Below are 12,717 nucleotides of genomic sequence, written 5' to 3' on the forward strand. Positions count from 1 at the left end.
GGTCACGTCGTCCGGCTTGGCATCCGCGGCACGAAGCGGTTGCCGTCGATCTCGCCGCCCCGCGCAACCAGGATGGTCCCCTCGGGAATCTCCTCCCACACCCCCTGCACGTCGATCAGCGGCTCCGACAGGACCAGGAAGGCATCGTCGCCGGCTGCGGCGATGCGCGGGTCGTCCGGGTAGAGCGCGCGCAGCTGCCGGAACGAGGTGCTGTGGAACAGTGAACGCGAGTTGGCTTCGCTCGAATATCGCACCGCCACGATCTGCTGGCCATCGGTCACGCAGACCGTCATGTTCAGCGGAAACTGCACGTCGTAGCGGTGCCCGACGTCCTCGATCAGCCCGGCCATCTGCTCCAGCGCGCCGAGCGGGTCGCGCTCCAGGCCGAAGGTCAGGGCCAGGAAGAACATCACCTCGGAATCGGTCGAGCCCTCGATCCAGCGGAACAGATGCGGCGCCACCGCCATCATCAGGTCGCGCCGCAGCAACGGGTATTCGCGGATCAGGCCGTTATGGACGAACAGCCAGCGGCCGAAGCGGAACGGATGGCAGTTGGTCTCCTGCGTCGGCGTGCCGGTAGCCGCGCGCACGTGGGCCACGAACAGCGGCGCCCGCACCGCCCTGGCCGTCTCGCGCAGGTTGGTGTCGCTCCAGGCCGGGTGCAGGCAGCGGTAGCGGAACGGGACTTCCGAATGACGCCCGTACCAGCCGACGCCGAACCCATCCCCATTGGTCGTGGTATGACCCAGCCGCGAATTCAGGCTCTGGTCGATCAGCGAGTGTTCCGGCTGGAACAGAACCGTCTCCAGGGCAACGGATCTGCCCGAGTAAGCCAGCCAGCGGCACATGATGCTCCTCCTCGACCTTTGGCAAGTGCGGCCCGGTGCCTTCCGGCCCACACTCCAGTTGTAGGACGGCAAGCCGCGAACGGCAAAGTGCGCGGCAGCCGGTAATGCGCCGCGCGAGGAGAGCATGGGGGTACAAGGCGATTCGCCCCGGCAACTGCTATCGGTGCGGCCGGCCAAGGGGACGAGCGGCCAGGTCAAGCCAGAAATGCCTTAACACGCATATTCAGGCACCAATGCCTGCCCACGGCCCGCGAAACATCAACGGGTCGTGCCACGAACGGCCGGCGATGCTACATGGAGAGCAGGAAATACAGCGCCCCAAACACGACAAGCCCTGCGCCGATCATCAGGTAATAGCGGGCACCGTGCTGCGGCAACTCCGGATGGCCACGCTGGTGGAAGATAAGTCCCATGGGAGACAACGACCTCTGAGCCATTACTTCATGGTAGACCGCTCCGCGAAATGTCACAGTTTTGTCTTGACGACTTGCCGTTCACGTCATTGAATGAATGTTCGCGCCAGAAACGAAGATTGCCGAGGAATCCAGCCCCAGCCAGCCCACCCGCCCGGGAGACAGCCATGCTAACGCCTCATGAAGTGGCCACACTCATGTTGATCGACGAAGCAACGCCCAACATCAAGGACCTGGACCGTGCGGCTGTCCATGCGCTCATCGAGCAAGAGCTGGTTGAGCTTGGCGAATTCCATCCCGGACGCTGGCGCCCCAGCATTACGACCCGGGGCAGCAGCGTTCTCAGCGCCATTGCCAGGGGGCGATGACTCCGTGCCGGCCGCCAGGGGCGTTTTCACGCACGGCGCCCCCCCTGCCTGGCAGCTAAGTGAATCTGTGCGCCAGTGAAATAATGATCGGACCCAGCACCGGCAGCAGCACGTTGGCAATCGCATACGTGATGGTGTAGCCGAGCAACGGCACCGAACTCTGGCTGGCCGCCAGGATGGCGCTGATCGCCGGGGTGCTCACGTGCTGCCCGGCGATCGCGCCGACCAGCAGCGGGCCTTCGATCTTGAGAAACTTGTGCCCGATCCACAGGGACAGGCACGCCGGCCCTAGCGACACCGCCAGCCCGATCAGTGGCAGGACCGCACCGTGCTCGCGGATCAACGAGATCGCATCCGGTCCGGCCGACAAGCCGACGCAGGCGACGAACACCGCCAGGCCCAGGTCTTTCAGGATCTGCACCGCCGACCTCGGGAAGGTGCCCAGCGATGGCCGTCTCGAATTGATCCACCCGAACGCCAGCCCGCTGAGCAGCGCCCCGCCCCCGCTGCCGAGCGAAATGTTCATGCCGCCCGCGCGCAGGGTCAGCGTGCCCACCAGCAAGCCCGCCAGGATGCCCACGCACAGGAACACCAGGTCGGTGACCTCGGTGGCCTTGGCTTCCACGCCGATGCCTGCGATAGCCTCGGACAGCGACGGCTCCAGGCCGACGATGGTGATCACGTCGCCATGCTGCAGCGGCGTGGAACGCGTGATCGGCAGCGACATGCCCGAGCGGCGCACCTCCAGGATCCAGACTTCGCGCAGGCGGCGCGCGCCGGCCTGCCGCGCCAGTTCGCCCAGGGTCTTGCCGTTGACGCGGGGCTTGTTCACGATGAGCTGCTTTTCGACCAGCTGGATGGCATCCGTGTGGGCCTCGGGCAACAGGACTTCCGGCCCGATCAGGGCGGCAGCCTTCAGCAGATTGCTGCGGATGCCCACCATGGCGAGGATATCGCCGGCCAGCACGGTGTCGTCATCGCCCAGGTCGATGGCGGCGCCGGCCCGCAGCACCTTGACCACAGAGGCCCGGCCGCCCACCTGGTGCTGGAGCTGGCCCACGGTCATGCCGGCCGCCTGATGCACGGCGTACGCGCGCCCGATCAGGCGCGGCAGCGCGGGTTGGGTGGCAACATCGTCGTCGGACGCGGCCTCCATCCTTGCCGCGACTTCCCTGGCCGCCTTGCGCAGATCGATGCCCAGCAAGGCCGGCGCGATCTGGCTGGTGAAGAACACGATGCTGATCAGGCCGACCAGGTAGGTCAGCGTATAGGCCGTGGCAATATTGGCCTCGTAGCGGCTCACAGTGGCCGCGTCCAGGCCCAGGTGTTTCAGGGCTTCGGCGGCTGTGCCGACTACGGCGGATTCCGTGGCCGCGCCGGCGGCCAGGCCGGCGGCAGTGCCGGGATCGAAGCCAAGATACGCGGCGGCGCCGACCGCGATGGCCAGCACGACGATGGCCTCCACCACCGGCAAGACCATATAGCGCAGGCTTGAGCGGTTCAGGTTGGCAAAGAACTGCGGCCCGCCGGAATAGCCCATGGCGAAGATAAACAGCGCAAAGGCCATGTCCTTGAGCTCGCCATGCATCTGGCAGCCGGTCTGCCCCATGAACAGCGCGACGATCAGCGTGCCGCAGACGCCGCCCAGCTGGATCGGGCCGACACGCGCCTTGCCGACGAAGTAGCCAAGGCCCACGGTAATGAACAGCACCATCAGGGGGTTGGCAGCAAACAGGTCAACGGAACATTTCATGGGGCGAATTTATTGTTTGCGGGGAGCGAATCGTCAGTGGCCGATCAGGGATTGAGCGGAGGCAGCGCCGGAACGGCCTGCCGGTGCGGGTGCGCTGGTGCGGTTCGGGCGTGCCGTTGCAGGGCCTGGGCCAGCGCTTTGCCATCCCAGGCAGCCTGGGCGGGCATCGCACCATAAAGGTGGCGTTGCAGGCCGGTCACGGCATCGGCAAGCCCGGCATCGCCAACCCCTTCTGCCCACGCCGCAGGCGTGGTGCCGTGGGCGATGCGGGTCCAGGCGCGCAGCGCCTGGCTGGCGGCTGCGGCAGCGCCGGCCTGGCAGGCCTGGAGCGTTGCCGCCAGCCGCGCGTCGGCACCCTCGGCCCGGGCGCGCCGGCGCTCGGCCAGTCGTTGCCGCAGCCGCGCCAGCTGCGGCTGCAGCCGCCACCACAGCAGCCCGGCTGCCAGCACGGCCAGCAGCGCCACCGCACCCCGCAGCAACGACCGCCACGGCAGGCCGCCCTCACCCGGCAGCGCGCTTGCCGACGGCCCGCCCGGCGCCAGCGTGCCGGCGGTGCGCGCGGCGGCCACCACCACCTTGACCGCGGGCGCTTCGGACTTTGCCGGCTTGCGCGTGGCCGGGTCGACCCAGTCCACGGTCACCGCCGGCAGCGTGTAGGTGCCAGTCCGTTCGAAGACGTAAGTGATGGCATCCACGCGCGTGCCGCCCGGCCCGGGCGCGCCCTGGGCGTGGTCGGACAGCCGCGGATCGGCGCTGAACACGCGCACGCCGCGCGGCGCCGCGGCGTGCGGGGGATGGATCATCATTGCCTGGGTCTGCGGCGCAAAGGTGGTGACGGTGCGCACCAGCGCATCGCCCGCGTGCAGCCGTACCGCGCCGTCGCCGGCGGCATGGTCCAGCGCCTGCGTCACGGTGAGCCGTGCCACCGGCAGCAATGGCCGCCCCGCGGTGCTCCCCGCGGTGACCGCGCCACCGGCGCCGGCCCGGATCAGTGTGGCGGGCAAGGTGACGCTGCCTTCGCGCGGCGCGCCGTCATCGCCTGCGTAGGTAAAGCGGATGGTCGCCTGTGGCAACTGGAAATCGCCATCCTGCTCGGCGGTGAAGGCGTAGGTCTTGCGGATGCCAGCGTAGGCAAAGCCGTCGATGGATTCGGTCGTATTCAGCGCACGCTCATCCGGCATGGTGACGATGGCGCCCTGCACCTGCAGCACCGGGAAAGCCGGCGCCGACAGGAAGAAGTTGGGCGCCAGGATGGTGACGTCGATGCTGACCTGCTGGCCCGCCAGCACCGGCTGCTTCGCGCCCACTTCCACGCGCACGATGGGCCCGGCCGCGGCACGCGACAGCATGGGCAGCAGCAACGCCGCCATCAGCAAGACCAGCGGCGCAAGGTGCCGCAGCCACGCGCGATGCCACACGGCGCGGCCGCTCATCGCTGCCCTTGCTGCGGCGCGGCCTGCCCGCGCTGCAGCGCGAACTTGCGCTGCAGCAGGTCGGTCGGCGTGGTCTGGATCGCGCGCATCCACATCTCGGCGTCCTGTGTCAGGCCAATATGCATGGACTGGCCACCCTGCTCCGGCGGCTTCGCGGCGTCGTACTTGACCTCGTCCGGCGGCACGTCGGGGGGCTCTTCCTGGTCATCGGGATCCTGCTTGTCCATTGGCTTGTGCTGCGCCAGCAGCTTTTCCATCAGCGCCAGGTTGGCCGTGGCCGCCGGCCATTGCGGCTGGCGCCTGAGCGCCTGCCGATAGCGCGCGGCGGCCTGTTTGTACTGACCCTGGCGTGCCAGCGCATTGCCCTGGTTGTAGTCAGCCTGCGGCGAATCGACCAGCGCAAAGCTCTGCACCGCCTGCGCATACTGGCCTGCGCGATACTGGGCGATGCCGCGCCACATCGCATCGTCGAACAGCGTTGCAGCCCGCGCGAAGTCGCCCTGCTCGAAGGCGCGGCGGCCTTGCTGGTCATGCGTCAGCCAGAGGTCGGCAAAGCGCCACGGGCGCGCGGCATCGGCCTGCTGCGCGCGCAGGCCCGGCTGCGGCGCGGCGAGCGCAAGCGCCAGCAGCAGGCCGGCGGTCCAGCGCACGGTCCAGCCCTTGCGGAACCACAGCATGGCCAGCAGCGTAATCGGCAGCACCAGCCACCAGCCTTCATCCTTCCAGCGCGTGCGCTCGCCGGCCTGCATCTGTTCGAGGTGTGACTGCACATGGCGCTGCACCCAGGCCACGTCGTCGTCGCTGCCGGGCGTGAAGGTGGCTACCGGCACGCCGCTGTCGTCGCCGAAGCGCTTGAACGCCGCCACATCCAGCCGCGCGAACACGCGCGCCCCGTCCTGCTCGACTAAGCCGCCCTCGGCACCTTCGACATTACGCAGCGGCCCGCCCTGCTCCGTGCCGATGGCCAGCACCACCGGCTGGCTGCGGCCGCTATCCGCCTGCGCGCGGAACGCCCTGGCGGCGGCGGGGTCGACGCCGTCGGTCAGGAACAGGATGGTGCCGGGCACCGGCTCATGCGCCAGGTCGGCGTCGATGGTGCGCAGCGCCTGCGCCATGTCGCGGCCGGGCACCGGCATGATGCGGGTCTGCAGCGCATCGACAAAGGTCTGCAGCAGGCTGGTGTCGTCCGTCAGCGGCAGCACCAGGTGGGTGGAGCCGGCATAGGCATAGATCGCCGTGCGGCCGCCGTCGCGGCGCGCCAGCAGCGCCTTGATCTTGAGCTTGGCGCGCTCCAGCCGCGTGGGGGTGACATCCACCGCGTCCATGGTGCGCGACAGGTCCACGGCAATCGCCAGCGGTGCCTTGTCGTCCAGGAACGGTGGGCGCTCCTGCCGCCAGCTCGGCCCCGCCAGCGCGATGGCGCCCAGTGCCAGCAGCAGCGCGGTCAGGTGCACCGGGCGCAATGCGACGCGGCGGCGTTCGCCGATCATCAGCGCATCGAGCAGGTGCGGCGCAATGGTCTGGCGCCAGCGCCGCCGCACGTCGCCGCGGCGCTGCACCGCCCACACCAGCAGCGCGGCCGGCACCAGCACCAGCAGCCACCACGGGCGCAGGAAATGGAAGTGAGCAAGCGTATCGAGCAGCGTCTGCATCAGCGCCCCTCCCCGCTGGCATGCGCCATGTCGTCGGCGTCGGCAGCCGTGCGGCGCGGGCGCGGCGGGCGCGACAACCACCACGCCGAGTAGCCGAACATCAGCAACTGGTACACCAGCACCAGCGCCAGCGCCGCGCCCAGCGGCCACATGAACAACTCGCGCCGCGGCCGCCATGACAGCGTCTTCTGGAGATGCGGGGTGATCTGGTCGAGCGTCGCGTAGATGGTCTCCAGCCCGGCCTCGTCGGCGCCGAAGAAATAGCGCCCGCCGGTCTGCGCCGCCAGCCGCTGCAGCACGCCGAGATCGACCTTCTCCTCGCCCGACGCATTGGGATTGCCGATGCCGATGGTATGCACCACCACCTTCCGCTCCTTCGCGATGCCGCCGGCGCGCTCCGGCGGCATCCGGCTCGCGGTGTCGTTACCGTCGGTCAGCACGATCAGCACTTTCTCGGACGCTTCGCTGTGCCCGAACATCTTGATGCCGAGCCCGATGGCATCACCCAGCGCCGTGCTCGGCCCGGCCATGCCCGGCAGCAGGCCGGTGATCAGCGTCTGCACCAGCTGGTGGTCCAGCGTGAACGGCGCCAGCGGATACGGCGCGTCGCCAAACACGATCAGGCCGATGCGGTCGCCGGGGCGCCTGGCGACGAAATCGCTGACCACCTGCCGCACTGCCTGCACGCGCGGAACCGGTGCTCCGGACGGATCGCGGAAGTCGCGCGTGTCCATCGACTGCGACAGGTCGAGCGCGATCAGCAGGTCGCGCGCCGGCTGCACCTTCTGGATCGGCGCTTCCAGGAACTGCGGCCGCGCCAGCGCCGTCACCACCAGGGCCCACGCCAGCGGCGCCAGCACCCATTGCAGCCGGTTGCGGCGCGGCACCACCGCGCCGGTGGCCGGGGTCAGGCCGGCGGCACTGGCCACCTCGCCAAAGAACGGCAGGCGCACCGACGGGCTTTCCTCGTGGTACGGCGGCAGCCACCACCACAGCAGCAACGGCAGCGGCAGCAGCACGAAGAGCCAGGGATATTCAAACTGGTACATGGTGCTCCGCAATCCAGCGCCGGCACGCGCCGGCCACGGCCTGCACCTGGGTGTCGGGCCATTGCGCCAGCACCGCGTCGTCGCGGTATTCGGCGTCCTGCACCAGTGCCGCCAGCAGCGGCGCGCCCTCTTGTGCGCGACCGGCGTGCGCACGCAGGAAGTCGGCCCAGCCGCTGCCGGCCAGACTGGCAACCTGTGCGCGCGGCCAGGCCGCCAGTGCGGTGCGCTTGAGCAATGCAGCCATCTGCCGCAGCGCTGCGACGCGATGCGCAGGGTCTTCGCTCAGCGGCAGTGCGGCCAGTTCCGCGAGCGCCTCGCGCCGGTAGCGGTTGGCGCGGTAGCGCCGCCACGCACGCCAGCCGGCCCATGCCAGGGCCAGCAGCAGCAAGGCGCCAGCGATCGGCCAGCCAATGGTTTGCGGCGCCCACGATGGCGGCGGGGGCACGGCGACGTCGGCAAGTGTCGCCAGTGTCGCCACGCCCGTGCTGTCCGCGACCCCGGAGGCAGTGCTGTGCGTGAGGCTCATCGCGCCCCTCCTGCGCGTTGCCGCACCGGCGCCTGCTGCAGCGGCCGGCCCAGCAGGCGCCGCAATTGCAGCGCGGTCTCTTCGGCCGTCGACAGCGGCAGCAGCGGCACGCCGACGGCATGGTGCCAGTCCAGCAGTGCCCTCGCATGCGCGTCGACAAAGCCGGCAATACTGCGCCGCGTGGCCGCGTGGCCAAAGCCCAGTTCCACCTGCAGCTCGCCGTCGCTGACCACCAGCTGGCCGGACTCCGGCAACTCGCTCAGGAAGGGATCGTGGACCAGGATGGTCAGCGCGTCGTTGCGGGCGGCTATTTCCAGCATCAGGTCGCGGGTGCGGTCATCGTGGCCGTCGAAATCGCTGATGACGATGACCAGGCCGTCGTGGCGCGCCATGCGCGCGGTACGCTCCAGCGCCGCGTTCAGCTCCCCTGCTGCACGCCGTGCCGGCGCATCGGCACGCAGGGCCTGGTTGAAGCGGGCGATGCCGCCCAGCAGCTGCTGCACGGCTTCGCGGCTGCGGCGCGGCGTGAACTCCTCGGTCTTGGCATCACCGAACACCACGCCGCCGACGCGGTCGCCTTCGGCCAGCACGCGCCAGGCGGCCAATGCCGCAGCCTCGGCCGCGCTGACGGATTTCATCGCGCGCCGGCTGCCGAAGAACATATTGATGCGCTGGTCCACCACCAGCAGCACCGGACGATCCTTTTCCTCGGCGTAGACGCGCACATGCGGCTTGCCGGTGCGGGCGGTCACGCGCCAGTCCATGCTGCGGATATCGTCGCCGGGCAGGTACAGGCGCAGCTCTTCAAAGGTCAGCCCGCGCCCGCGCACCTTGGACGCATGGCGCCCGGCCAGCACGCTGTGGACCGGCTGGCGCGGCAGGAAGTGAAAGTCGCGCGCAGCGGCTTCCAGGGCCGCCAGCGCCGCGGCGTCCACGCTGACGCCGGCGATGGCAGTTGAAGACGGCCCTTGCACCGCTGAGGGCGCGGCACGGGCGATGGCGCGGAACGGCAGGCGCATCGGCTTGGCCCCGTCCTCAGGCCACCGCCACGCGCTGGACCAGCCGGTCGATCACGGCATCGGCGCCAATGCCGGCCGCATGCGCCTCATACGACAGGATCAGCCGGTGGCGAAAGACATCACTCACCACTGCCTGCACATCCTCCGGCGTGACAAAGTCGCGCCCGTGCAGCCAGGCGTGCGCCCGTGCCACCTTGTCCAGCCCGATCGAGCCGCGCGGGCTCACGCCGATCTGGATCCACTTGTCGAGGTCGTCGTCCACGGGCTTGGGCGCTCGTGTGGCCTGCACCAGCGTGACAATGTAACGCTCCACGGCCTCGCTGACGTGGATGCCGTGGATCTCCGCCCGCGCGGTGAAGATCGCTTCGGGCGCCAGCCGCACCGCCTGCGCGCCGCCGCCGGCCCCGTTACCGGCCTCTTCCCCGCGCGCCAGCTTGACGATGTCCGCCTCGGCATCCGCTTCCGGATACCCCACGCTGACATGCATCAGGAACCGGTCCATCTGCGCCTCGGGCAGCGGATAGGTGCCCTCCTGCTCGATCGGGTTCTGCGTGGCCATCACCAGGAACAGCGGCTCCAGCTTGTGCGTGGTGCCGCCGACGGTGACCTGGCGCTCCTCCATCGCTTCCAGCAACGCCGCCTGCACCTTGGCCGGCGAACGGTTGACTTCATCGGCCAGCACCAGGTTGGCAAACACCGGGCCGGCCTGGAAGCGGAACTCGCCCTTGCCGCCTTCGGTGAAGTAGACCTCCGAACCCGTGATGTCCGCGGGCAGCAGATCCGGCGTGAACTGGATCCGCGACAGCCGCGCATCGAGGTTGCGCGCCAGCATCTTGATGGCCCGCGTCTTGGCCAGCCCCGGCAAGCCTTCCACCAGCAGGTGGCCATCGGCGAGCAGGCCCAGCAGCAGGCGTTCGATCATGCGTTGCTGTCCCACAATCGATTCGCCCATGCGCTGTTGCAGGGCCAGGACGTCGTCGCGTGCGCTCATGGCGTGTTCCTTGGTTCAGCCGGTGCGCGGCGTGCAGGGCGAGCTGACTGGCCGCCGACAAACCAGGCGTAGTAGGGATTGTCGGGATCGGCGCGCATGGCCTGCGTGATATGGCCGGCCCAGGCTTCGCGGTCGCCGCGGTAGGCGTCGAGCCCGGCGCGGTAGAAGGTGTGCAGCACTTCGCGCTCGCGCCGCAGGTCGCCCCAGAATGCATCATCGGCGCCTGCCAGCGGCGGCTCGCTTTGCAGCGACAGCAGCTTGGACAGGGTTTCCGGGAAGGCGTCGCGGCGGACCCAGCCGGCGTACTCGATGCGCGGGTGGTCGTCGGTCACGGCCGGCGCATCGGCCGCATACCAGTCCAGGCCAGCGCGGTCGGTGACCCAGGTTGCCATCAGCGCCGCCGGCGAGCGCACGCCCACGGCCTGCAGCGCCGCGGCCACCTCGGGCTGTTCATAGCGCGTGCGGATACGCGCGGCATCCAGCGCCAGCGGCGACATTGAACCCACCAGCATCATCTCGTGCAGCTCGGTGGTCCACAGCATGGCGTGCGGGAACACGTCCAGAAAACTGCGCACCAGCATGCGGGTGTCTTCGTCGTTCTGCGTCGGCAGCGGCAGCCACTGCGCCACCAGCCCGCCGGGTTGCAGCCGCGCGGCGGCCAGCCGGTAGAAATCGGTCGAATACAGGTTGACCACGCCGGCCGCCGACGGCGGCGGCGGCTCCAGCGTGATCAGGTCGTAGTGCTGCGTGCTTTGCAGCAGTTCACGCCGGCCATCGCGCAGCCGGATATCCATGCGCTTGTCGGTGGCAACGCCGAAATTCCCTTCGAACTTGGGCACGGCACGCGCCACGGGCGGCAGCAATTCCGCCACCACGCGATGCTCCAGCCCCGGCCAGGCCAGCGTGGCGCCGGCCGTGATGCCGGTGCCAAGACCGATCACCAGCGTGGACTTGGGCGTGCCGTTGTGGACGATCAAGGGCAGCAGCGCCTGCAGCCGCATATAGCGCTGCGAGGTCATGGCATCGCCGGAATTGGAGACGCCCTGGATATAGAGGCGCCGGAAGCGGTTGCTGGGGGAAGCCTGCTCCACCACGGCCACGGTCGCGCCGCGCCCCTCTTCGTAAAACACCAGTTCGCCGCCGCGCGCCCGCGCCAGCAGCGTGGCCAGCCGGTCCGCCGGTGCCAGCGCGGCGGCGATGACCGCCAGCACGCCAAGCATCGGCACCGCCCAGCGTGCCGCGGGCCGCACGCCCCGGCCCAGCGCCACCGCCACGATCCCGACCACCGCTGCCGCCACCGCCAGCAGCGACAGCGTATGCACCAGCCCCAGGTACGGCACCATCACGAAGCCGGCCAGCGCCGTGCCGGCGATGCCGCCCAGCGTATTGAGCGCCACCACGCTGCCCACGCCGGCGCCGACCTGCCGGCTGTCGACGCTCACGCGCAGCACGAACGGGAACGCCGCGCCCAGCAGCAAGGTCGGCACGAACACGACCGACAGCGCCGCCAGCGCAAAGCTGGCACAGGCCGCCATCAGCGGGCTGGACGTCAGGCCCTGCACCCAGGCGGACAAGCTGCCCTGTGCACGCAGCAGCCATTCGCCCAGCAGCACGAATTCAAGCAGTGCCACCAGCCCTGCCCCCGCCACCAGCAGGCCGAAAGCGCCCCACGGGTCGCGCACGCGATCTGCATGGCGTGCGGCGAGCGCGCTGCCGATGGCCAGCCCGGCCAGGTAGGTTGCCAGCACCACGGTAAAGGCGAACGTGCGCGTGCTGAGGAACTGCACGATGGCCTGCGACCAGACCACTTCGTAGCCAAGCGCAATGCCGCCGGCGGCGGCGTACAGCACCAGCGCCAGGCGGCCGTTCGCGGCATCGCCGGTGGCCGCGCCTTGCACGGCGGAGGGCGCAACCGGAGCGGCCACGGCTTGCCTGCGCGCAGCCAGCAGCCAGGCCACCAGCGCGGCGGCACCGTTAAGCACGCCCGCCGCGATGGCACTGCCGAGGATGCCCAGCAGCGGCACCAGCACAAAGCCGGCCAGCAGCGTGCCGGCAATCGCGCCGGCGGTATTTGCGGCATACAGCCGCCCGCCATGCGCGCCCACGCGGCCGGCACGTGGCGTCAACACACGCATCAGCACCGGCAAGGTCCCGCCCATGGCCGCAGCCGGCAGGATCACCAGCACAAAGGGCAAGGCCCACGCCAGCCATCCTGTGCGCGGCTCCAGCCACGCAAACGGGGCCGCCGCATGCGCCAGCGCCCCGGTCGCGCCGATGCCCAGCACCAGCACGCCGATTTCAAGCCACGCATACAGGCGCAGCGGATTGCCGTGGGGGTCGGCCACGCGGCCGAACAGCCACCCGCCCAGGGCCAGCCCGGCAAAGAAGGCGCTGACCGCGGTGGTGACCGCATGCACGTCGACGCCCACCACCAGCGACAGCTGGCGGATCCATACGATCTGGTAAACCAGTCCCGCCGTGCCGGACACAAACAGTAAAACGGCCGCCCAGAGCCACGTCTGGTCGGCCGTATCGCCCCTCTGCGCTACGGCGGCTTCAGGAAATTCGGTCTTGACAGAGCGCGCCCGGCGCCCGCCTTTGCCATCATTGCCGCCCGGGGCGGCATGAGATTCGATCATGAACTGCACCGTTGGCGCGAAGGCCC

11 protein-coding genes are annotated in these 12,717 nt (G+C 69.7%); 1 reads left to right on the plus strand and 10 read right to left on the minus strand.

Annotated elements, in window-relative coordinates:
• Positions 1-2 precede the first annotated feature (2 nt).
• Both ACREYQ_RS08595 and ACREYQ_RS08600 read right to left on the minus strand, forming a co-directional pair.
• Positions 3-848: a class II glutamine amidotransferase gene (locus ACREYQ_RS08595; RefSeq protein ID WP_432260301.1), complete on the minus strand. Its 846-nt coding sequence runs from the start codon at positions 846-848 to the stop codon at positions 3-5.
• 290 nt (positions 849-1,138) lie between these two features.
• Entirely contained in the window at positions 1,139-1,261 is a 123-nt protein-coding gene (locus ACREYQ_RS08600; protein ID WP_432260302.1) for a hypothetical protein, read from the minus strand.
• A 197-nt stretch (positions 1,262-1,458) separates the two neighbouring features.
• On the opposite strand from ACREYQ_RS08600, the gene ACREYQ_RS08605 reads away from it, so the two are divergent.
• Positions 1,459-1,629, plus strand: a complete 171-nt coding sequence (locus tag ACREYQ_RS08605; protein WP_432260303.1) for a hypothetical protein — start codon at positions 1,459-1,461, stop codon at positions 1,627-1,629.
• Positions 1,630-1,684: 55 nt separating this feature from the next.
• Here the strand turns inward: ACREYQ_RS08605 and aspT are convergent, their stop codons facing one another.
• From aspT to ACREYQ_RS08645, 8 genes are read right to left on the minus strand one after another with little or no spacing between them, the layout of a single operon-like run.
• On the minus strand, positions 1,685-3,382 hold the full coding sequence (gene aspT / locus ACREYQ_RS08610; RefSeq protein ID WP_432260304.1) for an aspartate-alanine antiporter: 1,698 nt from the start codon (positions 3,380-3,382) through the stop codon (positions 1,685-1,687).
• Positions 3,383-3,426: 44 nt separating this feature from the next.
• Positions 3,427-4,815 (minus strand): BatD family protein, encoded by a 1,389-nt coding sequence (locus tag ACREYQ_RS08615; RefSeq protein WP_432260305.1) that lies wholly within the window; start codon positions 4,813-4,815, stop codon positions 3,427-3,429.
• Positions 4,812-6,467 carry a VWA domain-containing protein gene (locus tag ACREYQ_RS08620; protein WP_432260306.1) on the minus strand — a complete coding sequence of 552 codons (1,656 nt, stop codon included), beginning with the start codon at positions 6,465-6,467 and terminating at the stop codon, positions 4,812-4,814. The genes ACREYQ_RS08615 and ACREYQ_RS08620 overlap by 4 nt, the downstream gene beginning before the upstream one ends.
• Positions 6,467-7,516: a vWA domain-containing protein gene (locus ACREYQ_RS08625; RefSeq protein ID WP_432260307.1), complete on the minus strand. Its 1,050-nt coding sequence runs from the start codon at positions 7,514-7,516 to the stop codon at positions 6,467-6,469. The genes ACREYQ_RS08620 and ACREYQ_RS08625 overlap by 1 nt, the downstream gene beginning before the upstream one ends.
• A complete protein-coding gene (locus ACREYQ_RS08630; RefSeq protein WP_432260308.1) occupies positions 7,503-8,042 on the minus strand; it encodes a DUF4381 domain-containing protein in 540 nt (179 codons plus the stop codon). Before ACREYQ_RS08630 ends, ACREYQ_RS08625 begins: the two co-directional genes overlap by 14 nt.
• The gene (locus ACREYQ_RS08635) at positions 8,039-9,061 is read right to left on the minus strand and encodes a DUF58 domain-containing protein (protein WP_432260309.1); all 1,023 of its coding nucleotides are present in this window, start codon (positions 9,059-9,061) and stop codon (positions 8,039-8,041) included. Before ACREYQ_RS08635 ends, ACREYQ_RS08630 begins: the two co-directional genes overlap by 4 nt.
• A 16-nt stretch (positions 9,062-9,077) precedes the next feature.
• Positions 9,078-10,052 (minus strand): AAA family ATPase, encoded by a 975-nt coding sequence (locus ACREYQ_RS08640; RefSeq protein ID WP_432260310.1) that lies wholly within the window; start codon positions 10,050-10,052, stop codon positions 9,078-9,080.
• On the minus strand, positions 10,049-12,691 hold the full coding sequence (locus tag ACREYQ_RS08645; RefSeq protein WP_432260311.1) for a fused MFS/spermidine synthase: 2,643 nt from the start codon (positions 12,689-12,691) through the stop codon (positions 10,049-10,051). Before ACREYQ_RS08645 ends, ACREYQ_RS08640 begins: the two co-directional genes overlap by 4 nt.
• Positions 12,692-12,717 lie beyond the last annotated feature (26 nt).

Origin of the sequence: Cupriavidus sp. TMH.W2, assembly GCF_050847365.1 — a bacterium.
Lineage (GTDB): Bacteria > Pseudomonadota > Gammaproteobacteria > Burkholderiales > Burkholderiaceae > Cupriavidus.